This window comes from Bacillota bacterium, from assembly GCA_023511455.1.
Lineage (GTDB): Bacteria > Armatimonadota > HRBIN16 > HRBIN16 > HRBIN16 > HRBIN16.
Genome location: JAIMBJ010000046.1, coordinates 1 through 22,732, shown reverse-complemented (window position 1 = coordinate 22,732; position 22,732 = coordinate 1). Strand labels below are relative to the sequence as shown.

The 22,732-nt window shown below is 60.3% G+C and carries 18 protein-coding genes and 2 tRNA genes; 13 read left to right on the top strand and 7 right to left on the bottom strand.

Going from position 1 to position 22,732, the window contains the following annotated elements:
* Nucleotides 1-260 precede the first annotated feature (260 nt).
* From rpsO to argJ, 6 genes are all read left to right on the top strand, one after another.
* Entirely contained in the window at nt 261-536 is a 276-nt protein-coding gene (gene rpsO / locus K6U75_15880; protein MCL6476517.1) for a 30S ribosomal protein S15, read from the top strand.
* A gap of 55 nt (nt 537-591) precedes the next feature.
* Nucleotides 592-2,817, top strand: coding sequence for a polyribonucleotide nucleotidyltransferase (locus K6U75_15875; protein MCL6476516.1), 2,226 nt, complete (start codon nt 592-594; stop codon nt 2,815-2,817).
* A gap of 75 nt (nt 2,818-2,892) precedes the next feature.
* Nucleotides 2,893-4,149: an insulinase family protein gene (locus K6U75_15870; GenBank protein ID MCL6476515.1), complete on the top strand. Its 1,257-nt coding sequence runs from the start codon at nt 2,893-2,895 to the stop codon at nt 4,147-4,149.
* Between the two features lie 10 nt (nt 4,150-4,159).
* Nucleotides 4,160-4,948 carry a 4-hydroxy-tetrahydrodipicolinate reductase gene (gene dapB / locus K6U75_15865; protein MCL6476514.1) on the top strand — a complete coding sequence of 263 codons (789 nt, stop codon included), beginning with the start codon at nt 4,160-4,162 and terminating at the stop codon, nt 4,946-4,948.
* A gap of 23 nt (nt 4,949-4,971) precedes the next feature.
* On the top strand, nt 4,972-5,631 hold the full coding sequence (gene fsa, locus K6U75_15860; protein MCL6476513.1) for a fructose-6-phosphate aldolase: 660 nt from the start codon (nt 4,972-4,974) through the stop codon (nt 5,629-5,631).
* On the top strand, nt 5,628-6,827 hold the full coding sequence (gene argJ / locus K6U75_15855; protein ID MCL6476512.1) for a bifunctional glutamate N-acetyltransferase/amino-acid acetyltransferase ArgJ: 1,200 nt from the start codon (nt 5,628-5,630) through the stop codon (nt 6,825-6,827). The genes fsa and argJ overlap by 4 nt, the downstream gene beginning before the upstream one ends.
* Before the next feature lie 68 nt (nt 6,828-6,895).
* Here the strand turns inward: argJ and K6U75_15850 are convergent, their stop codons facing one another.
* The 4 genes from K6U75_15850 to K6U75_15835 are packed head-to-tail and all read right to left on the bottom strand — an operon-like array spanning nt 6,896 to nt 9,929.
* Nucleotides 6,896-7,714 (bottom strand): hypothetical protein, encoded by an 819-nt coding sequence (locus K6U75_15850; protein ID MCL6476511.1) that lies wholly within the window; start codon nt 7,712-7,714, stop codon nt 6,896-6,898.
* Nucleotides 7,715-7,726: 12 nt separating this feature from the next.
* Nucleotides 7,727-8,317 (bottom strand): sigma-70 family RNA polymerase sigma factor, encoded by a 591-nt coding sequence (locus tag K6U75_15845; GenBank protein MCL6476510.1) that lies wholly within the window; start codon nt 8,315-8,317, stop codon nt 7,727-7,729.
* Between the two features lie 22 nt (nt 8,318-8,339).
* The gene (locus tag K6U75_15840) at nt 8,340-9,251 is read right to left on the bottom strand and encodes an aldo/keto reductase (protein ID MCL6476509.1); all 912 of its coding nucleotides are present in this window, start codon (nt 9,249-9,251) and stop codon (nt 8,340-8,342) included.
* 15 nt (nt 9,252-9,266) lie between these two features.
* Nucleotides 9,267-9,929 carry a Uma2 family endonuclease gene (locus tag K6U75_15835; protein ID MCL6476508.1) on the bottom strand — a complete coding sequence of 221 codons (663 nt, stop codon included), beginning with the start codon at nt 9,927-9,929 and terminating at the stop codon, nt 9,267-9,269.
* Nucleotides 9,930-10,056: 127 nt separating this feature from the next.
* Between K6U75_15835 and K6U75_15830 the strand changes: the two genes are divergently transcribed.
* Nucleotides 10,057-10,989 carry a DUF4349 domain-containing protein gene (locus tag K6U75_15830; protein MCL6476507.1) on the top strand — a complete coding sequence of 311 codons (933 nt, stop codon included), beginning with the start codon at nt 10,057-10,059 and terminating at the stop codon, nt 10,987-10,989.
* Between the two features lie 92 nt (nt 10,990-11,081).
* On the opposite strand, the gene K6U75_15825 is transcribed toward K6U75_15830, so the two are convergent.
* Both K6U75_15825 and K6U75_15820 read right to left on the bottom strand, forming a co-directional pair.
* The gene (locus tag K6U75_15825; GenBank protein MCL6476506.1) at nt 11,082-13,445 is read right to left on the bottom strand and encodes a glycoside hydrolase N-terminal domain-containing protein; all 2,364 of its coding nucleotides are present in this window, start codon (nt 13,443-13,445) and stop codon (nt 11,082-11,084) included.
* The gene (locus tag K6U75_15820) at nt 13,442-14,752 is read right to left on the bottom strand and encodes an alpha-L-fucosidase (protein MCL6476505.1); all 1,311 of its coding nucleotides are present in this window, start codon (nt 14,750-14,752) and stop codon (nt 13,442-13,444) included. Before K6U75_15820 ends, K6U75_15825 begins: the two co-directional genes overlap by 4 nt.
* Before the next feature lie 142 nt (nt 14,753-14,894).
* Here K6U75_15820 and K6U75_15815 point away from each other — a divergent pair, with 142 nt between their 5' ends.
* The 4 genes from K6U75_15815 to K6U75_15800 all read left to right on the top strand — a co-directional run bounded on the left by K6U75_15815 (nt 14,895) and on the right by K6U75_15800 (nt 20,331).
* Entirely contained in the window at nt 14,895-18,236 is a 3,342-nt protein-coding gene (locus K6U75_15815) for a DUF4838 domain-containing protein (GenBank protein MCL6476504.1), read from the top strand.
* Nucleotides 18,237-18,306: 70 nt separating this feature from the next.
* Nucleotides 18,307-19,137 carry a triose-phosphate isomerase gene (gene tpiA / locus K6U75_15810; protein ID MCL6476503.1) on the top strand — a complete coding sequence of 277 codons (831 nt, stop codon included), beginning with the start codon at nt 18,307-18,309 and terminating at the stop codon, nt 19,135-19,137.
* Between the two features lie 110 nt (nt 19,138-19,247).
* Complete coding sequence (locus tag K6U75_15805) at nt 19,248-19,598, top strand: helix-turn-helix domain-containing protein (protein MCL6476502.1); 351 nt, start codon at nt 19,248-19,250, stop codon at nt 19,596-19,598.
* Entirely contained in the window at nt 19,555-20,331 is a 777-nt protein-coding gene (locus K6U75_15800) for an IS630 family transposase (protein ID MCL6476501.1), read from the top strand. Before K6U75_15805 ends, K6U75_15800 begins: the two co-directional genes overlap by 44 nt.
* A 294-nt stretch (nt 20,332-20,625) precedes the next feature.
* Here K6U75_15800 and K6U75_15795 read toward each other — a convergent pair whose 3' ends face one another.
* Entirely contained in the window at nt 20,626-22,200 is a 1,575-nt protein-coding gene (locus tag K6U75_15795) for a tail fiber domain-containing protein (GenBank protein MCL6476500.1), read from the bottom strand.
* A 332-nt stretch (nt 22,201-22,532) separates the two neighbouring features.
* Here K6U75_15795 and K6U75_15790 point away from each other — a divergent pair.
* Nucleotides 22,533-22,609 (top strand) — tRNA-Arg (locus tag K6U75_15790).
* A 19-nt stretch (nt 22,610-22,628) separates the two neighbouring features.
* A tRNA-His gene (locus K6U75_15785) sits at nt 22,629-22,706 on the top strand.
* Nucleotides 22,707-22,732: the final 26 nt, after the last annotated feature.

The window sequence follows — 22,732 nt, the reverse complement described above, 5'->3', positions numbered from 1 at the left end:
AGGTATTTCCGGGGATTAAGACGATGTGACATTTCAAATTGGGAATAAAATAGGACATTTCAAATTGGAAACCACAGCCACGCACCCCGATTGACTTCTGCCCGTGTATGTGCTAAACTATCATGGTGCGTCAGCGGAGCATCGCCTTCTGCCGTTGTGCCGTTGTCCCTCCGGGGACAACCGTAGAACGGCACGGAGACGGTGAAAGCGAGGCGACGCACCACTCATCCCAACCGCAGAAAGGGGGAAAAGCACGGAGAATGCCGCTGACCAAAGAGCAGAAAGCCGAGATTATCCGGAAGTACCAGCGCAAAGAGGGCGATACCGGTTCGCCCGAAGTGCAGGTTGCCTTGTTAACGGCGCGCATCCAGCTGCTCACCGAGCACCTGCGCCAGCACAAGCATGATTACCATACCCGGCGCGGGCTGATGATGCTGGTGGGTGAGCGCAAACGTTTGCTCGACTATCTGGCTCGACAGGACATTCAGCGCTACCGCGCGCTGGTCAGCTCACTGGGCATCCGCAGCAAGCAGTAGCAGCCACCTGTGTAGCCAGAAGCCAAGATTCAACCAAGAGGAGTTCCATCTATCCATGATACACACCGTCGAAGTGGAAGTCGCCGGTCAACTCATCCAGATCGAGACCGGCCGTGTCGCCAAGCAAGCAAACGGTGCCGTTCTCGTGCGTTCGGGCGACACCATCGTGCTCTGCACCGCCACTATGAGCAGGGATGCACGTACCGATATCGATTTCTTCCCGCTGGTGGTGGACTACGAGGAACGCAAGTATTCCGTCGGCAAAATACCGGGCGGGTTCATTAAGCGAGGAGGGCGCCCCAGCGACAAGGCGGTGCTGACCGCACGCCTGATTGACCGTCCATTACGCCCGTTGTTCCCCAGTGGGATGCGCAACGAGGTGCAGGTCATCGCCATGCCCCTGTCGGTGGATAACGACCACTTGCCCGACGTGCTCTCCATCATCGGCGCATCTGCCGCGCTGACCGTATCGAACATCCCGTTCAACGGTCCCGTCGGTGCCGTACGCATCGGTAAGGTGAACGGCGAGTTCGTCATTAACCCCTCGTTTGACCAGGTGGAGAACGGCGAACTGGACCTGGTGGTCGCGGGTACGAAAGACTACATCGTGATGGTCGAAGCGGGCGCAAATGAAATCAGCGAGGCGGAAATCCTCGAAGCGCTCGACCTCGCCCACGAACATATCAAGCCGATTTGCGCCGTTCAGGAAGAGCTTGCTGCAAAGGTAGGCACGACGAAGGCGGACATACCTTTCTACGCCGTGCCTGAAGACATCCTGGCCCGCGTGCGCGAGCAGTTCGCCGAGCAGGTGCTGCAAGCTATCCAGCAACCCGACAAATCGGCACGAGAGGAAGCCATCGAACTGCTCAAGGAGGAGATTGTGCAGGCGCTGTTGCCGGAGTATCCGGAACAGGAGACCGACCTGCGCGAAGCTGCCGACAAGGTGGTGAAAGAGCAGGTGCGCCGGCTCATCCTCGAGTACAAAGTGCGCCCCGACGGGCGAAAGTATGACGAGATTCGCCCTATCAGCTGCATGGTCGGGCTGCTTCCCAGAGTGCATGGCTCCGCGCTATTTACCCGCGGGCAGACGCAGGTGTTGACCAGCGTGACGCTGGGACCGATGGAAGAGGCGCAGATTATCGACACACTGGAGGAGGACGGGTTCAAGCGCTACATGCACTTCTACAACTTCCCACCTTACAGTGTGGGCGAGACGCGCCCCCTGCGTGGCCCCGGCAGGCGCGAAATCGGTCACGGTGCACTGGCGGAACGCGCCCTGCGCCCCATGATTCCGCCCGAAGAGGAGTTCCCTTACGCCATCCTGCTCACCTCCGAAGTGCTGGAATCCAACGGTTCCACCTCCATGGCGAGCGTGTGCGGTTCTACCCTTGCGCTGATGGATGCGGGTGTGCAAATTAAAGCCCCCGTCGCCGGCGTCGCGATGGGCTTGATGACACAGGGGGACGAATGGGTGGTGCTCAGCGACATCCAGGGCATGGAGGACTTCTCCGGCGATATGGACTTTAAGGTCGCAGGCACCGCGAGAGGCATCACCGCCCTGCAGCTGGATACCAAGATTTCGGGTATCCCCCGACCGGTGTTCGAGCGCGCTCTGGAGCAGGCGCGACAGGGCAGGCTATACATTCTGGAAAAGATGCTCGAAACCATCGACAAGCCTCGCGACCATATCAGCCCGTACGCACCGCGCATCATCGTCATGGAGATACATCCCGATAAAATCGGCGATGTGATCGGCCCCGGCGGGCGCATCATCAAGAAAATCCTCGCCGATACGGGCACACGCATCCAGATCGAGCAGGACGGGCGCGTCTACATCGCGGCGGACGACGAGGAGAGCGGTGAGCGGGCGCGCAAGATGATCGAGGATTTGACGCGCGACGTGGCGGTGGGAGAAACCTTCCTCGGAAAGGTTACCCGCACCTCTTCGCTGGGGGTGTTTGTGGAGATTCTGCCCGGTAAGGAAGGACTGGTGCCGCTTTCCCAGCTATCCGAGCAGCGCGTGCGCCGCGCCGACGAACTGGTGAAGGTGGGCGACGAGATTCTGGTGAAGGTGGTGGAGATAGACAACCTCGGCAGAATCAACCTGAGCGCGCGCGGCTTGCACAACGTGTTCAGCGGTCAGGCAGCAGGCTCGCCTCAACCTTCGGGTCCACGCACTGGTGGCGGACACGAGCCATCCGGCTACGGACGGGGCGGGGACGTACGCCGTCACCGCGGCGATGACGATACACCCCGAGCGCGATTTCGCCCGAAACGTTAAGTCAGGCACTGTCCCGACAAACCCCTCTCCCGCCGCAACGGGAGAGGGGCAAAGGGTGAGAGGTTTTTCTGTAACATGCCCATAGAAACCTTCACACTGTCCAATGGACTTCGTATCGTCTGTGAATCGATGCCGTCCGCACGCTCGGTGGCGGTGGGGGTATACATCGGCACCGGCTCTCGCGATGAACGCTCTTCGGAATACGGCGTTTCACACTTCATCGAGCACATCCTCTTCAAGGGTACCCTGCGCCGTGACGCCCTGGACATCGTGCGCGAAATCGAAGGCAGGGGAGGCTACATCAACGCCGAAACCGACAAGGAGTACACCGCTTTCTACGTGCGCGTGCTGCCCGAAGATTTGTCGGTAGCGCTGGACGTGCTTTCGGATATGCTGCTGTCGCCTCGCCTCGAGCCAGAGGACATCGAGCGCGAGAAGCGTGTCGTGCTGGAAGAGCTGCGCGAGCTGATGGACTACCCCGAGGAATATGTGTACGACCTGTTCGCGCAAACACTGTGGTCGCGCCATCCACTGGCGCATCCGGTGATAGGTACCGTGCCAACCATTCTCGCCATGCACCGCTCGCATCTCCTCGGGGTGATGAGCGAACGCTACACAGCCCCGAACACGGTCGTATCAGCAGCGGGGCTGGTCGATGCGAAACAACTGGTAGCGATGGTGGAGCGATACTTTGCCAGTATGCCCGCCACTCAGCCCAGCACGAAACTGCGCCCCGCCCGAGCCGCCGCACGGCAGCGGCTGTTGCGTCATCCGACCCAGCAGGTGCATTTTTGCATGGGCACGGCGGCATACAACCTGTATGATGAGCGCAAGTACACCGTGGCAGTGCTGGAAACCCTTCTCGGGGGCAACATGAGCAGTCGTCTCTTTCAGGAGGTGCGCGAGAAGCGCGGACTGGTGTACCATATCGGTACCTCGGCGATAGCGTATCGTGAAGGAGGATACTTCGCTGTTCATGCGAACTGTAACCCCGATAACTACAGGCAGGTGCTGGAGGTCACGCGGGAGCAACTGCGCAGAGTGTGCGAAGGCGACTTGAGCGAGGAAGAGGTACAGCGCGCCAGGCACCAGCTGCGCGGTAGCCTGTTGATGAGTACCGAGAGCGTGAACGGACGCATGTCTGCCAACGCGCGGAGCATGCTGTTTCACGGCCGCGTGATTACCGTCGACGAGATTATCGAGAAGCTGGAGGCGGTCGATGTGGGGAACGTAGTGGCTGTCGCCAGAGAGCTGTTCGGTAACGGAAAGATGGCGCTGGCTGCCATAGGCAGTTTACCGAAGGGAGGAGTTAAAGAGGATGAACCGCTCTGAAACAGAGGACATCATTCGTGTCGCTGTTGCGGGTGCGTGCGGACGCATGGGCACGCTGGTGGTGCAGACCGTGCTGAAACAACCCGACATGTTGCTGGTGAGCGCGGTAGACAAACAACACGTTGGCGAAGACATCGGCACTATAGCCGTGGAACACCCCATCGGCGTGATTGTGACCGACCATCTGAGCGAAGCGCTGTCGCAAACCCAGCCTCACGTGCTGGTGGACTTTACCACTCTTGGCGCAGCGGTGAGCCATATTTATACTGCACTGGAGCATGGTGTTATCCCCATCGTGGGAACCAGCGGCTTTTCCGCCCAAACGCTTTCCGATGTCCGCGAGGCGGTAGAACGGTCCGGTACCACCTGCATTATCGTGCCAAACTTCGCCATCGGCGCAGTGCTGATGATGCAGTTCGCGAGGGAAGCCGCGCCCTACTTCCCCAATGCGGAGATTATCGAAATGCACCATGATGGCAAGATAGATGCTCCCTCGGGCACGGCGATACGCACCGCCGAAGTCATCGCCGCGGCGCGTACCGAACGCCCACGCCAGCTTGTGCAGGAGCAGAAGTTCGAGGGGGCGCGCGGCGCGAGCGTTGCCAGCGTGCCTGTACATAGCGTTCGGCTGCCCGGTCTGGTAGCGCACCAGATGGTCATATTCGGCGGACAGGGTGAAACGCTAACCATTCGCCACGATTCTATAGACAGGCAGTCCTTCATGCCTGGGGTTCTGCTCGCTATCCGTAAAGCGCGGCAGGTGCAGGGACTGGTTGTGGGACTGGAGCATCTGCTGTAAAAACAACGCCAGGAGGTAGGAACATGAAACTCTTTCTGGATACCGCCAACATCGAGGAGATTAGGACGGCGTGGAGCTGGGGGGCGATTGAGGGCGTGACCACCAACCCCTCGCTGGTGGCGAAGGAGGGACGCCCGTTTAAAGACGTCGTGCGGGAAATCTGCGAGATTGTGAATCCGGGCGACATCAGTGCGGAGGTAGTCAGCCTGGATGCCGAGGGGATGATTCGGGAGGCGCGTGAAGTCGCCAGCTGGCATCCCAACATCGTGGTCAAAATCCCCATGACAAAAGAAGGCATGAAGGCGGTGCGGGTGCTTTCACAGGAGGGCATCCGGTGCAACGTGACACTGGTGTTCAGCCTCTCGCAGGCGTTTCTGGCGGCGAAGGCAGGGGCATACTACATCAGCAACTTTGTGGGGCGCGTGGACGACATCAGCGGCGAAGGCATGAACGCTGTGCGCGACACGGTGAACATGATTCAAGAGTACGGTTTCAAAAGCCAAGTGCTGGTCGCCAGCGTGCGTCACCCCATACACGTGGTGGAAGCGCTGCGGGCGGGGGCACATGCCTGCACCGTTCCGTTCAAGGTGCTGGAGCAGCTCTATCAACACCCACTGACCGACATCGGTATCCAGCGGTTTCTCGCGGACTGGGAGAAATCAGGGGCAAAGATTTTCGGATGACCGACAAAATGACATGGACAACCGGTTCCGTGACCGCGCCGCGCGGTTTTCGGGCGGCGGGGGTGCGCTGCGGCATCAAGTCGCAGGGCAAAGACCTTGCGCTCATCGTCTCGGATACGCCGGCAACGGTCGCCGGAATGTTCACCACCAACCGCGCGGCAGCGCCCTGCGTGCGCTACTCACGTCACGTGGTGGAAGCAGGTACCGCCCGCGCTATCGTTGCCAACAGCGGTAACGCCAACGCCGCCACCGGCGAAGAGGGCTTCATGGACAATGTGCGCATGGCGCAGAAAGTAGCGCAGCTGCTGGAATGTCCACCTTCACAGGTGGTGACGGCCAGTACGGGTATCATCGGACACCGCTTGCCCATCGAGAAGATAGAAAAGGGCATCGAGCAGGCGATGCTGGAACTCTCTCCAGAGGGCGGTAGCGCGGCTGCCGAAGCCATCATGACCACCGACACCGTGCCGAAGCAGGAAGCCATTCGCCTGCTCCTGCCTGAGGGGGCGGTGCATATCGGCGGTATCGCGAAAGGTGCGGGAATGATCGCTCCCAATATGGCAACCATGCTCTGCTTCCTCACCACCGACGCACAGATTGCCGCACCTGCCCTGCAGCAGGTGCTGAAAGACGCTGTGGAACGCTCCTTCCACTGCCTCACCATCGATTCCGACACCAGCACCAACGACATGGTGGTGATTCTAGCCAACGGGCAGTCGGGCGTGGATGTACATCGCTATCTGGACGATTTCCAGATGTCTTTAGAGAACCTGTGTATTCGTCTGGCTCAGCGCATCGCGCGTGACGGCGAGGGAGCCACCAAGCTGGTGGAGATTGAGGTACGCGGTGCGCCCACCTTCACGCAGGCGCGCAGAATGGCCAAGACCGTGGCGGAGTCGCCTCTGGTGAAGACAGCCCTCTTCGGCAATGACCCGAACTGGGGGCGCATTCTGGCGGCGATGGGACGCAGCGGCGTGGACTTTGACCCCGACCGGGCGCAAATCGCCCTGCAGGGCACTCTGGTGTATACCGACGGCAAACCAACCGCCTTCGACGCCCGCGAACTGCATGAACAGTTGAAGGCGGATACGGTGAGCATCGTCATCGACCTGCAGGAAGGTACTGAACACGCCACCGTGTGGACATGTGATTTAAGCTACGATTACGTGCGCATCAATGCGGAGTACCACACCTAGACCGGAGGTGGACCCAATGGTGTCAGCCGCTGCGGGTTATCATGCCCTCGCGTACAGGGTCATGTCGTTCACCCAATCTCTTGCAGCGCTCGCTGGAGCAGGTCATGCACACCCAGCTGCTCGGCAAAACGGTGCATGTAATCTGTGTCGAGCGTATCGGCCTGCAGGCGCAATACACCCAGAACATCCTTCCACTGCTGTGCGGCAACCTCTCTGCCCTGCCGGTACCACCACAGTTTGGCGAGAACAATGTCTTCGATAGCCACGACGGACACCAGAGAAGATGCCTCGGGATGCAGGGAGTACCGGCGCGCACGGGAAATCACTGCGCGATCGAGCGGATGGTCTCGGGCCACAAAAACGTCCACTTTGAGCACCGTTTCGCGGTGAATCAGGTTGAAGACCTCCCGGCGTGCAACAGCATCGGAAATCATAGCGGCATCCACGTAGAACTCGGTCTGTAGCATCTCCGCCAATGGGGCAACATGCTCTACTTTTAAGTCGGCGACTATGTCGACGTCCTGAGTAGCACGTGCCACCCCGTATAGCGCGGTCGCGATGGAACCCGAAATCGCATAATCAACCTTCAGGTTCTCCAGCACAAAAGTCACCTTCAGTGTGACCGCGATGGGTTCAGGCATCATCGGCATATCTCTATACACTTTCTGCGCCAGTTCCTCGCCCAGCAGCAAGCCAGCCAAACGGCGACGCAGCTCAGCCTCGCTGGCGTTCGGGTAGCGGGCGCGCAGTCCGCTCCACAGCAGTGACTTCACCGCGGCGTTCAGTTCCGCCACCATCTGCATTTTGCGCCACGGTGGCAGCTGGCGTAACATCTCGACCAGTTGCTGTTCCACACGCGGGTCGGTATCTTCAAACAAGCATCCCATCTAAACCAGCACTCACGACTCGGAGAAGTATTCCCCCAGATGCTCCCGTAGCAAAGCGCGGGCGCGATGGAGACGCGCTTTCACCGCTGCCACGGTTAAGCCGGTGCGCTCGGCGGTCTCCTGATTGGACAGGTCTTCCATGTCGCGCAGCACCAGCACCTCGCGCAGGTTGGGAGGCAGTTTATCCACCGCCTCGCGTACCTTTTGCCGTATCTCCTCGTCCAGCACCACCTGCTGCGGGTTCTGCGCGCTGAAATCGGTCATCTGGCGCAGCAGCGTTTCGGCATCCTCCTCTTCACCAAGCGGCTGGTCGAGGGAGATGGTCGGATGCGCCAGCATCTGCTGCTGTTTGCGCACGCACAGGTTGCGCGCGATGCGATACAGCCACGTGGCGAAGGAGGCATCGCCTCGAAACTGCGGCAGGGCGCGGAAGGCGCGTATCAATGCTTCCTGCAGCACGTCTGCCGCCAGGTCGGGGTTGGCGCAGGCGCGGGTCATCGCGCGGTACACCTGCGCCTGGTAGCGGTGCACCAACCGGTCAAAGGCGCGGCTATCGCCCTGTTGCGCCGCGCGTATCAGGTGTCTGTCTTCACGGGTGGACATCGGTTCCTTCCTTTTCGTCTGCTCATTCGTTCGCACGTTCCTGCCCCGCGAGAATACGTTTTATCATGCCGAGCGTCTCGTCTATCTGCTCGCGCTTCTCGAATCCGATGATAAAGTTATCGACGCACCGCTGTGCCAGCACAAACCGCAGGCTCTCTTCGCGCTCTTGCGGGGTCTGGAACCTGCCTTCGCCGAAAATCTTCATGCCGACGACGCCTTTTCCTGCCGCTCGCATCTGGCGCAGCAGTTCGGCAATCTCTTCGGGTTTGCCGTCCATCGCCGTGCCCCGATGGTTGATACGCGCCAGCTGCACCTGCACCCACGACAAAGCCTGCGACATTTTGAGAGCGGGAAGGCTGTGGCAGGAGGTGCCGTGTGCACGGATAATCTTCTTCTGTCGCGCTTCCTCCAGCGCATCCCGCATCGAGCGCAGGTCATCCGCCCACGTCGGGGATGTGGTACAATGGAGCAGCACGATGTCGATGTAGTCCGTGCCCAGCTCCTGCCGGAAGCGGTCCAGCGCGCGCTTCGCATCGGTCTCCGGTTCCGGCAAACCCATCGGGCTGAACCAGATTTTGCTCTGGATGACTATCTTCTCACGCGGTATCCCCTTCAGCGCATCGCGCAGGAAGATGTGCGTGCCGTAGAGGTCGGCGGTGTCGAAGAAGGTGATGCCGCTATCGTAGGCGTGCCGAATCAGCGCGATAAACGCCTCTTTGCCCATGCGGGTATGGTTGGATTGACGCATCCAGCCCCGCACGCCGGTTCCGATGCCGACAAAAGATGCCTTGATGCCCGTTTTGCCCAGCGCTACCTGTTCCACCGGCGAGCGCACCGTGGGCTTTTGCTCCGCGTTCGCAACACCGTCCATCAAAACACCCCCTGCTCCTAACAGCATGGTACTGATAAACTCTCGTCGTGTCAGTGAACGCATCTGATACTCCTCCTGTTAAGGTGTAGAACCGCCCATTATCCGCTGAGCCAGCCGTTGCCGAAGCTCGGGGGACAGCATGTCGTGCAGCGCACTCGCGGGGTCGGGCAGTTGCTCCCCGCTGAACCACGCCCGCTTCACCCGAAAGCCCGGCAACACGCGGCTCTCGAACCAGCCTTCGTCGTTCTCCTCCAGAGGCACGAAGCTGCCCTGCTCCAGCACAAATACATCCACCGTCGCGCGATTGGGGCGCGAGTCGATAAGCCAGTATTCGCGAACGCCTTCGCGCTCGTACTCCAGAAACTTCTCCACACGGTCGCGAGGGACGCTGTCCTCCGAGACGACCTCCACCACCAGGTCCGGACCGCCAGTAAAACGTTCCTCCGACAGGTTTTGCAAGCGTTCCCCGGTGACAAGAATGATGTCCGGTTCACGCGAGGACGGACGGCTGGGTAGAAACACCTCGAAGGGAGCAATAATCACTTTGCTCTGTTCCCGAAGCGATGCCAGCGATTGCAACAGAAAATACAGCAAGCCGACAATTGTTTGGTGCGGTTCCTTTGGCGGCATGAGCAAAATAACCTCCCCGTCTACCCACTCGGCGTAGGTGTCCTCACCTGCCCACTTCAAGAACTCCTCATAACTCATTTGCAGCCGTTCGGTTTTCAGTGCGGTCTGCATGGCACATCGACCTCCGCCTGTATTATACGCTTTCCACAAGGGTGCTGTCTACGCACCGGCGGTGTAACCCTCGCACCGTATGGTGCGTCCCATATTCGCATAACCGAACAGAGGGAGGTGTGGCGGCATGAAACGGATGCCGAGATGGGGGGTGTTGGCACTGGCGGCGCTCTTGGTGGCGCTGGTCGGCTACTGGGTTTATGGCACTGTTCCCCGACCAGCCTACCTGTTGCCGCCGTCCGAGGAAGCGGTGGGTCTGCCTGCTGCGGGCGAGCCTTACCTGAAGCGCTCTCAGGCCATGATGGGGGCGCCCGTCATGGGCGGCAGTGCTCTCGGCGTAGAAGGAACATCGCAAGGGGAAATGACGCTGGCAGTGCTGGCTGCCAGCCAGCGGGAGCGATACCTGATTCAGACGGCGACAGTCACCCTGGAAGTGAAAGAAACCAGAGCTGCCACCGAGAAATTGACCGCGTTGATTAAAGAGAACAAAGGCTACGTGGCAGACCTGCGCGAATGGGTGGACGCGCTCGGCAACGAGAGCGCCACCGTTACCTTCCGCGTGCCTGCCAACCGATTTGAAGAGGTTTTGACGGCGGTCAAGTCACTGGGCAAGCCGCTGGACGTACAGGTCAGCTCGGAAGATGTGACGGAAGAGTATGTGGATGTGGAGGCGCAGTTGCGCAACCTCAAGCGCACGGAGGAGCGATTGCTGGGACACCTTTCGCGCACCGGCAGGCTGGCAGACACGCTGGCGGTGGAACGAGAGCTGAGCCGTGTACGTCAGGAGATAGAACGGCTGGAGGGTCGTCTCCGCTACCTGTCGCATCGGGTAGCGTTTTGTACTCTGACGGTGACGCTGAGGCAGAGTGCGCGCACACAGCCGCTGGTTCCCCCGGAAACGTTCAGCACCGGCAAAGTGGCTTCCGATGCGGTGCGCGCGCTGGTGGCGTTTGCGCAAAGGCTGTGGTCTATTCTTGTGTGGTTGGCGGTATGGGCGGTTGTCTGGCTGCCGCTGTTGATGGTGGGGTGGTTTGGCTACCGTCGTCTGCGCCGGGCGTAAGAGGAGGCTCGGTTCACCTACCCGTTTGAGCCCAGCCCCCTTCCCTGCAAGGGAAGGGGGCTGGGGAGTTAGGTCACCTTCATCCCATGAAGCTACCGCACTATCAGGTTGTAGGTGTGGTTGCTTCTTGCTTGCAAGGTGACGGTACCGTCGCCGGTGGTTTCAAACGGCACCGGCCTGCCGTTGTGAGTGACCAGTTCCACCCTCTGTCCCGCAGGAATACGGATGCGGTAACTGCCGTCGACAGCCATCCGCAACACCGCGCGGGTCAGTTTACCGCCCTTCCAGAAGATGTCCACCCGCACGTTTCCGCGCGCCCGCAAGCCCTGCACATAGCCTTCCTGCCATGCCCGGGGCAAAGCGGGCAGCAGATGGATCTCCCCCGCGTGGCTCTGCAGCAGCATCTCGGCGATGCCTGCCGCTCCACCGAGGTTGCCGTCGATCTGGAAGGGCGGGTGAGTATCGAACAGGTTGGGCAGGGTAGACTGCTTCAGTAGCGCCATCAGGTTCTCGTATGCCCTCTCGCCATCTTCCAGCCGCGCCCAGAAGTTCACCAACCACGCACGGCTCCAGCCGGTATGTCCACCACCGTGTGCCAGGCGCCGTTCCAGTGAAACACGGGCTGCCCGTGCCAGGTCAGGGGTACCCCGCGGGGTAATCTGATTGCCGGGGTGCAACCCGTACAGGTGCGACATGTGCCGGTGTCCGGGATCCGCCTCATCGAAATCCTCTATCCACTCCTGAAGCTGTCCGTGTATGCCAATCTGCATGGGAGCGAGACGGGCGCGCGCTTCCTCGAGCCTCTGGCGAAAGCCCTCATCCACCCCCAGAATGCGACTGGCTTCGATACAATTGGTGAACAGCTCGCGCAGTATCTGCATGTCCATCGTCGGAGCATAGCACACGCTGACGGTTTGCCCATCGACAGTGCGAAAGGCGTTTTCGGGAGAGATAGACGGGGCGGTCACCAGCCAGCCATGCTTCGGTTCGGGAACCAGAAACTGCAGGTAGAACTCCGCCGCCTCTTTCATGATGGGGTAAACGCGCTTCAGCACCTTCTTATCCAGCGAGAAGGCGTACCGTTCCCAGAGATGCTGGCATAACCATCCCGCCGCCGCGGGGAACTGTCCCCACTCCGGTCGCTCTCCGGGCGAAGTGAACCCCCACACGTTGGTCACCGTATGTACTACCCAGCCGCTCAAGCCATAATGCACCCTTGCGGTTTTGCGCCCCGGCTCGCGCAGGCGGTCAATGAACTCTATCAGCGGCTCTGCACATTCGGGCAGCGCGCCGACCTCCGCTATCCAGTAGTTCATCTGCACGTTGATGTCGGTGTGGTAGTCGCAGTTCCAGGGTGTCTGAATACCATCTGCCCAAATGCCCTGCAGATTGGCAGGGAGGGTGCCGGGCTGGCTGCTGGCAATCAGCAAGTAGCGACCAAACTGAAAGTAAAGGGCAACCAGATGCGGGTCGGGCTCGCCGCGTTTCACCCGCTCCAGCCGCTCGTCGGTGGGCAGGCGCGATGCTTCTTCCCCGCCCAAACTCAGTCCTACCCGATAAAACAGCCTCTGGTGCGCGTCGAGATGGGCATCTTTGAGGAGTCTATAATCCTTTCGCGCGGCGTCGCGCATCATCTTGTTCGTCAACGAGAGAGGCTCCTTGCCTTCGTAGGAGGTCGCCGCAGCAAGCAGAAGGGTCACCGCGTCCGCTTCTCGCACGCGCAATACCTGTCCTTCTGTGGTGACCTTGCCTCCCTCAGAGATGGCCCTGAGCTTCGCGGTATAACGCAGACCGCCCATCAGCTCACCCGACAGTAGCAGCTCTGTGCGCCCGGCGGCGTTCACCATTCCGCGCTCGGGGCGGCTGAGAGTGGCATCAAAGCTCAGCGCCCCCTTCTGACTGCTCACCAGACGTATCACCAGCACCTGGTCTTCCAAACTGGCGAAGTGCTCACGGGTATATCGCACGTTTCCCACGCGGTACACCACCCGTGCGATGCCCGTTTGCAGGTTCAGCTCGCGCCGGTAATCCTGCACCTCGCGATGCCCATCGAAGGTCAGGCGTAAATCCCCCAGCATCTGGTAACAGCCAAAGGGCACATTTGCGCCATTGCCATGTCCTGACCCCGCCCCCCGACACACGAACTTCTCCGCCGCCAGCTGCTGCGCCTGAGCGTATTTGCCCTCAAACAGCAGGCGTCGGATTTCGGGCAGGTAGCGCGGCGCGTCGGGGTTATCCGCATCCTGAGGCTGTCCGGACCACAGGCTCTTTTCGTTCAACTGGATGCGCTCTTCCTCAGTGCCGCCGTAAATCATCGCGCCAAGCCTGCCGTTGCCTATCGGCAGTGCACGCACCCAGCCGGGCGAGTCTTTCCATGCGTTGGTGGTGGGTGCTTCTATGGGCGCAGGCTCACGATACCAGATTTTCCAGAGGTCTTCCTGAGAGGTCGTTCTCATACCGCCTTCACCTCGGGAGCAGAATACAGGCTCACGTTACGAATCAACGGCAGCGCCCGAGACTTCAGAATGTTTACCCGCACGCGCGTGGTGTTGACCGGCGCGAGCCTGTCCAGTTTCTTGTGTCCGATGGTGGTGCCCCGTTTGATCTCCTGCCAGCCTGCAGGCGTCCACGCCTCGATGGAGTACTCTTCCACATGCTGTCCTTCCGCGATGTACTCCTGAAGCATCACGATGTTGAAAGCGGTCGGCTGGCGCAGGTCTATCTCCAGGGAAGCAGGCAGTTCGTTTGGCACCCAGTAGGTGTCGCCCTTCCCGTCAACCACCGATGCACCTGCGTGTCCGCGCTGTGCGCTGCTGGTGCGAACGGGCTTTCGCCGGGCAAGGTCGGTGGCGAAAATGCGGTCCAGCGCCTTACGCCACTCGCGCAGCCTCTGCACATCCGGGTCGGGTAGCAGTCCGCGTCTGTCCGGAGGCACATTCAGCAGCAACACGCTGTTGCGCCCTACGGACCTGAAGTAGATATCCAGCAGGTGCTCCAGCGATTTGACCTTTGTATCTTCCTGCGCGTGGTAAAACCAGCCGGGGCGGATGGACACGTCGCACTCGGCGGGCCACCACACCTTGCCCGACACGTTGCCGTGAAAGGCGGGTACAGGGTCCTGTACGCTCCACTCGGTTTCCGCGGCGTAACCGTCCTCATTGCCCACCCAGCGGATGTCGGGTCCGCAGATGGCGACAAGGGCGTTGGGTTGCAGCCTGCGTATCACCGCGTAGTAGCCCTGCCAGTCGTATTCCTGTTTACGTCCGTTGGGTCCCTCACCACACGCGCCGTCGAACCATACTTCCGCCACCTCGCCGTACTGCGTGAGCAGTTCGGTCAGCTGGTTGATGAAGTAGCGGTTGTAGGCAGGAGAGTCACCGTAGGTGCGCTCGTGCCGGTCCCAGGGTGAGAGATAGATACCCATCTTCAGCCCCGCCTGCTGGCAGGCACGGGCAAATTCGCGTACAACATCTCCTTTACCCATGCGCCAGGAGCTGTTCCTGACACAATGGTCAGTGTATCGCGTTTGCCACAGACAGAAACCATCGTGGTGTTTGGCGGTAAGGATGAGGTACTTGAACCCGCACTCCTTAGCGACCTGTACCCATTGCTCGGTGTCCAGTTGCGAGGGATTGAACCACTTTGGGTCTTCGTTCCCCTCGCCCCATTCACGGTCGGTAAAGGTGTTCATACCAAAGTGCAGGAACATGCTCAGTTCCGCTTCCTGCCAGGCAAGCTGTTGTGGCGTCGGTTTGGGATGCATCAGAAGACCTCCATGCGAGGATGTGCCTGAAAACTTCGCCGCGAAAGCGAAGGCGTCCTGCAGGTCAGAGAAAAGAGCCAGGCAGGTAGCGCGTCTCCTGATGCCGAATCATGCGCCTGACAACGCACAGAGGGAGGGTACGATGCATCGGTGGCTGTGTGCCCTGTGGATACTGATTTATCCGCTCAGCGTGGCGATGGGCGATGTGGAGGTGCGCCGCGGTGATTACGAGGCGCGGCTGGGCGCAAACGGATTGGAGGTGCGCTACAGGGGCGTGCCTGTGGTCTCGGGAAGCCGGTTCACATTGTTCAAGCCGGGGTACGCCGGTGCATACTTCTCGCAGGCGGATTTCACCGGTCTGACCACTCAGGTAGAAGACGACCGTATCACTGTCACCGGGCGCATCGCCGAGATAGATGCCCAGTTTACCCACCGCACAGTGGTGGATAAGGACGGCGTGCAGGTTTGGTTCACCCTGCGATTAGACCACCCAATGGAGTCCAGTCCGGTGGAGCTCGCGCTGTTGATGTTTCCGCCGGAGGAGTTCGCGGGGGGCAGCTACCGTCTGGATAGCCTCTATGGGCAGGCGCGTCCTCAGCCCTTGCCTCTGGAAAAGCCGAAGACCTCTGCCGCAGGCACGCAGCTGATAGCGTCCGGCGTGCGCGGTATCACGCTCTATGGGCGGAGAGTGGCTCTGGCAGTAGAAAATCTGGGCGAGGTAGCCCCCAGTTTTTTCGACATGCGTTCGCGTGATTTTCCCCAGCCAGAGCGAGTGTACTGGCTACTCTACCAGTGGGCGGCGACGAGCGGGGAGACCACCTGCGGCGTGAGGTTGCAGGCAAGTGCCGTCACGCAACCTGCTGGGCAGACAGGCAAAGTGGGCAGGATATCGCTGGTGGAAGGAGGCAGGCGTATGGAGGTTCAGCACATTTTCGTGCATCCGCAGGCGCATCCGATTGAGAAAGCCGCGGCGCGTGAGCTGCAGCGTTACCTGCGCGAGATGACCGGCAAAGAGATACCGGTGACGGAAGGCAACGGCAACGGTTTGCCTTCGCAGGGCGTGGTATACGTGGGCAGGAGCGACCCTGCAAAAGCACGCACTCTATACGATGATGCGGAGTATGAACCGCTTGGCTCCGATGGCTTTATCCTCCGCCTGAAAGGGGGCAATTTGCTGGCGGCAGGAGGCGGGTATCGCGGCACGACGTACGCCGTTTACCGGTTGCTGGAACGGCTGGGCTGCCGGTTCTACTCCACCGAGATGGAAATCGTTCCGTCCAGGCCCACGCTGGACATCCGCGCCCCGCTGAACCTCACCGAAAAACCTGCCTTCGAGTGGCGGACGATGTGGGGCAGGATTTACCCGATGACCGCGGGACTGTCGCCCGGCGAATGGGAGGCAAAGGTAGGCGACCTGGATGTGCCCAAGATGATGGGCATCCCGCCGCGCGGCTTCTGGCACCACACCATGGGCTTCCTGCTGCCTGCCGACAGCGTGCCAAAAGAATACCTGGCGGAGATTGGCGGCGAGCGGCGCATCACTGAACCGCACCTGCAGCAATACTGCCTCTCCAACCCCGGTCTGCAGAAGGCAATGACCGAAGCGGTGCTGCGCTGGATCGAAAGTGACCCAGACCCCGTGTACTACCCCGTACACTACGGCGACACCGGACAGTTCTGCCAGTGCGAACGATGCAAGGCGTGGTACGAGGAGCACGGCAGCCTCACCGATGCGGTGATATGGTTCAACAACCAGATAGCACGCGAAGTGGCAAAGCGGTTTCCCGGCAAGTTTGTCACCACGCTGGCATACTGGTCCACGCGCAAGCCGCCTGTCAAGGAACGTCCTGAACCCAACCACCTGATTATCTTCTGCGCGATTGTAGAGTGTCAGGCGCGTCCCTGGTCGCACCCTGTTAACGTGCAGCGCAACGTGATTGCGGATTTGGAGCGGTGGATTGCCATACATCCGCTGGGCGCGCAGGGCATCATCACCTTCGAGTATCCCACCACCTACTACTACGTGGGCTATCCTTACCCCGCCCTTTACGCCTTCGCCGAGAATCTGAAGTACTACCGGCAGCTGGGCATTCGCGGGGTGTACATCTGTGGATTGACCGATGGACATCTGGTGCATCTCTATTCGTACGTGATGCCCCGCCTGATGTGGAACCCCGACGCCAGCCTGCGCAGGCTGATAGACGAGTTCTGCAAAGCGTGGTACGGCAAGGCATGGCAGCCGATGCGCGACTACGTGCACCGCCTGCACCAGAGCGCGTTTGAGTCCAGAAGCGAAGGGGTCATGGACTGCCACGCCGGACCGGGGCAACAGTTCTTCCGCGAGCTGTTCACGCGCGAGTGGCTGGACAAGCAGATTTACCCGCTTCTCGCGAAGGCGGAATCGCTGGCAGAGAGTGAGCTTATCAAACGACGCATCTGGCGGGAGAAATGGGGGGTGCTGTTCACCGACCTTTTTGTGAACGTTCAGCGCGGAAGAGACCTGGTGCCCGACGAGAGTGTGCGAGGATACGCATGGCGGATGCCCACCGCGCAGGATTACCGGCGCATGGCAGAGATGCTGCAGATTACCCGGGTCACCGGGCGAAGCTGGACGGTCGCGCCGGGCGTTACCCTGTCGGGCATCATCGGGTTCGAGCCGAGCCGTACACCGTGGTGGGAGTGCCCGCGCGTGCGCCGGCTGATGGAAGACCCCGACGGAGCCTACCGGGAAGACAGCGCCGCGATGAGCGAGGAGCAGATAGCGCGCTATCTCGTTCGGCTGGAAAGCCCTTATCTGATTGCGGACATCACTCCCGCACCCGGAGGACGGATTTGGCGGCTCTACCACAAACCGTCGAGGCAAGATCTCTTCTGGCGAGGGGCAATTGACTGGCTGGCGCTGCAAAAAGGTACCGACCCGCGCCGATATGTGAACTTCGGGGGCTATGAGGAGTACGCAGGAGAACCGTTTGGCTCGCCCGGCTGGTCAGAGCAGTATCAGTTCAACGTCTCGCCTGACCGACGTAGCGTCACCGTGACGCGCGACCTGTCCAACGGTTTGCAGCTCACGCGCACCATTACCCTTGCTGCGGACGAGGCTGCGATAGAGATCGAGTCGCGCCTGACCAACCGCAGCGACCAACCCGTTGCGAACGTGGTGTTGCGCACGCATCCGCAGTTCCGCGTATCGTCTGAGGACTCGTCTGCTCGCCTTGTGGTGCGTAAAGCGGATGGCAGCTGGCACGAGATGCCGTTGCGCTCCGAGACCTACCTGCGCGGGGCAGACCTGCCTGCGGGCGCGTGGGGCATTGCAGTGGGACAGAAAGGAATCACCATCGTGAACGAATTCGACCCCTCGCAGGTGCGGCAGTGCTACCTGTATACCTGGCGGGAGTTCACGAACCTGGAGCTGTTCTCACCGGTGAAGACGCTTGCGCCGGGGGAGAGTCTGGTCTTGAGGCACCGGTACGTGGTGCGTCGTTAACAGGATAGTGCCTTCTCAAAGGGGAATATAAACCTGAGAACAACCATCTCGTTAGAACGGGAGAAGGGTGATGCCTGACCAACTGATAGCCGGAAACTGGAAGATGCATGGTACCGTAGCGTGGTCGCTGGCGCTGGTCGAAGAGCTGAAACACCGCAATCTGGACGCGCTGAACGCCGAGGTGTGCATCTGTCCGCCTTTTACCGCGCTGTATGCGGTGCATCAGGCGCTGCGCGGCACAGACATCAAGCTGGGCGCGCAGGATGTGTTCTGGAAGGATCAGGGCGCATACACCAGCCAGATTGCCCCGCCGATGTTGACCGAGCTGGGCGTGAGTTACGTGATTATTGGACACTCGGAGACGCGCGGGCGGTTCGGTGTGCCTGAGCCGGACTTCACCGACGAAATCCTGCGGCACTTCGGTGAGAACGATGCCACCGTCAACCTGAAGGTGAAAGCGGCGTTGCTGCACGGGTTGACGCCCATCGTGTGCGTCGGGGAGACCCTCGCCGAGCGGCAGGATGGACAGACCGATGCCGTCATCACCGCGCAGGTGAAGCGGGATATTGAGGGGCTGGACCCCGCGGAGGTTGGCTGTCTGGTATTCGCCTACGAGCCGGTCTGGGCGATTGGCACTGGCGAGGTGTGCGACGCCCCAGAGGCGAACCGCGTCTGTGCACTGATTCGGCGTATCGCCACCGAGCTGTGTGGTGAGGAGAACGCCAGCGGGCTTCGTGTGCTGTATGGCGGCTCTGTGAAACCGGACAATGCGCATGACCTGCTCGCACAGCCCCATATCGATGGGGCGCTGGTAGGCGGTGCAAGTCTGTCGGCGGCGTCTTTTGCGGAGATTGTGTCGCACGCGCATAAGATTGCAAACCATCGCAACAACGGCGCATAGACCTGAGGAGGCACGAAAAAATATCCTTTGCTCTCGCAGGCTAATGAAGTTTTAGAAATTGATGCAGACATCGTATACTGCACGGAGAAAACCTGTGGAGGGGAGAAACCATGCCGAAAAAATCCCAACTGAACTTGTCCGCCCAGCAACGACAGCAGTTGGAGCGGGTGCGAGACAGCCATCCTCAACCCTACGTGCGGGAGCGGGCAGCCGCCATCCTGAAGATAGCCGACGGGCAGTCAGCTCGGCAAGTGGCTAAGCAGGGGCTGCTGCGCGCACGGGACAAGGACACGGTATGCCGGTGGGTGCGTCGGTATCAGACAGAGGGGTTGGAAGGATTAAAGGTGCGACCGGGACGCGGGCGCAAGCCCGCTTTTTCCCCCTCAGCACGCCACACCCGAAGCCGCTGCCGGGCAACTGCAGGAGATAGTGCGTCGTTCGCCCCGGCTGTATGGTCTTGACCGGAGCCGATGGTGGTTAGCGGGTGTGCACCAGCAGGTGGAGTGGCTGCGCGGTTACTCGTTAGGTGGGATTTACCAGATATGCCGTCGGCTGGGCATTCGTTACAAGCGGGGTCGTGTGTATGTGCATTCTCCCGACCCTCAATACGACCAGAAGATGGCGGCAGTAGCGGCGATAAGGGCATTAGTGGCGGCGCAGCCGGGTCGTTTTGTGCTGTTGTATGAAGATGAGTGCACCTACTATCGTCGCCCGATGGTAGCTCAGGGGTATGGTGTGGTGGGCAGTGATTTGCCCCATGCCCGTCAAGGTTTGCGCCCGAACTGGCGCAGGCGGGTTGCTGCCAGTTTAGATTTTTCTTCTGGGCGTTTACTCAGTTGGCAATGCAGTCGGTTTGACCGTGCGACCTTGATTCGTTATTATCGGTGGATAGAGGCGTGCTATCCTGATGCGGAACGGATTTACGTGGTTCAGGACAACTGGCCGGTTCACTTTCACGAGGAGGTGTTGGCTGCTCTGACAAACAGCAAGGTGGTTGTGGTGGCATTACCGACCTATGCTCCGTGGACTAATCCTGTAGAGAAGGTGTGGCGCAAACTGTATCAGGAGGTGTTGCACCTGCACGATTTTAGAGACGATTGGGAGGGGTTGCAGGAGGCAGTGCAGCGGTGGTTAGACAGGTTCGGCGCAGGTTCCGCCGAACTGTTACGCTACGTTGGTTTATGTCCGGATTAATTTGTAAAAATTCATTAGCCTGCGCAATATCGCGAAACTTCGCCCGGAACCGCCTGGGATTGGAGACCTCAGCGGTAGCGGGTAGCGCCAGCGACCTGAAGGTTCCCAAAGCGGATGCAACAGCGCACGAGATGCCCGGCCCGTGGCGCTCGGCTAATACCTTCAGCAATCAGCCACTACACACCAGCCCGAACTCGCCAGACCGGGCATCTCCCTGCCTCAATCATCCCCTATCGCGCCAAAGTCAAACCGCGTCACTTCATTACCGTCCAACTCCGAGAGACGGACCCCAAGTTAGCGTTTCTGGGCAAGTATCGCACGCAACTGTTGCAGTTCTGCCTCCAGCCGATGGATGCGCGCCTCTTGCTCCTGCAAGGCGTTCACCAGCAACGGAATGAGCGCCTGATAGTTCACCGAGAGGGTCTTCTCATCGCCACCTTCCTCCACCAGCTCAGGGAACACTCCCTGCAACTCCTGCGCGATAAAGCCGTACTGCCGCTCCTGGCTCAAGCGCTCATCCCGCCAGTAGTACGACACAGGACGCAGTTGCAACAGCCGCTGGAGTTCGTTGCTGGTGTCCAGGGGCTGAATCTCCCGCTTGAGGCGCTCATCGGAGCGGGCGACGAGAGCAGTGTATCTGATGCTGGCGCAGACGATGTCCCAAGTCTCCAGTCCGCCAGCCCAGGTAGCAGGCCAGTCGGAATGGTAGTTGTTGTTGGGATCCGTGATGCGGGCGCCTGCCTTGCCGCCCGAGCGGAAGTAGCCGCCAACACCATTAGGGCTGGAGCTATGACCGAACACGCCGTAGTTGGTGCCGCTGGTGGCGGAAGCCAAGCCGTACACGCCACGACCGAACGGGCTGGCGCTTTGCCCAAACACGCCCCAGCCGGAGCCGCTGGTGGCGGTTGCCCAGCCGACCACGCCACTACCGAACGGGCTCTCGCTCTGACCAAACACGCCGTAGGCGTCGCCGCTGGGGGCGGTGTTCACGATGGAAAACACCGCACCCCAACCCACATTCGCGCTCCCGGAAAACGGAAGCGTCAAGCCGCCTGCATCATCCGGCGCAGGCGCCCACGCGCTACCATCCCACTTCAAGACCTGACCGCTGGAAGGCGCTGTAGAAGATACCGGGCGCGTCTGCAAACCCACCACCGTCGGGTTCGGATACGTCCTACTCAGGTCACCACCCGCACTACCACCCGGAGTGACCCCAGATATAGCCACATTGCTCGCTGAGGTAATCCGACCCTGCGCGTTCACCGTAATGCGCGCCACCTCCGTCGCGGAACCGTAGGTGCCAGACGACACCCCTGTGCCCGACAACTTGGCATCCGTCACCGCACCATCCGCCAGCATGCTGGTGACCACCCCACCCGACGCGATGGAGAAGGTGGTCCCGACCAATTGCAAACCCCCTCCCGCTAAATAAGTGGTGTCGTTGTCCACTCCGTCTGCAAAACCTGCAGGCATCCCGCTGATGCCACTCCACGGCGCAGTCAACGCATACACTGCATACGGCGTCGGCGTCACCCGCACACGAGGCGACAGCGTGGTATAACCCCCACTGCCCGCTGGGCGAACCGCAATTTGCAGATAACGCGCCGAACCATTCCACACCGCGCCGAAGTCCAGTTCCACGCTGAACACCCCCCACGCCACATTCACATTGCTGAGGGTCAGGGTGGAACCGACCTGTGAGCCACCAGAGGCGGCTGTCCACAGGCTGAACTGAAGGTCGTAGTTGCCGTTGGCAGGAATACCTGCCTGTTTAAGCATACCCTGATAGGTGAAGGGCTGGGCGTGGGCGGTGATGGTAGCTAGTAGCCCCAGCGCCAGCAAGCCCCAGTTTGTGAGAGTGCGTAGCATGATGGGTTTTACTCCTTTCTCAGAGGGTTTTGTATACAGGCACTTTGTGCACGATGGCCGTAGTAGAGGGTAGATGCTGGCTGGTGCAGGATGGTGTCTGTTGGGGAAACTTTAGCATAGATAATCAATAAAGTCAAGGTTTTTTGGAGGATGCTCAAAAAATTGTTGTCGTCTATCCAGAGGGCGGGCTATGGCAGTATCACCCACAGTACCCCTCTTCAGGGTGCGCAGGCTGAAGCCTGCGGCTACACTTGGGGTATTTTTGGAACACCCTCCATAGACCTTGCGAACGGGGGCAATTTGCGGTATAATCCTGATGTGCAGGAACGCCTGCCCCCGTAGCTCAGCCGGATAGAGCAACTGCCTTCTAAGCAGTGGGTCGGAGGTTCGAGTCCTCTCGGGGGCGCCAACCTACTGCCTTTTCGGTGGCGGCTGTAGCTCAGCTGGTCCAGAGCGCCTGACTGTGGCTCAGGAGGTCGTGGGTTCGAATCCCATCAGCCGCCCCATTTTGCTATATGTGCTGCTTTTTACC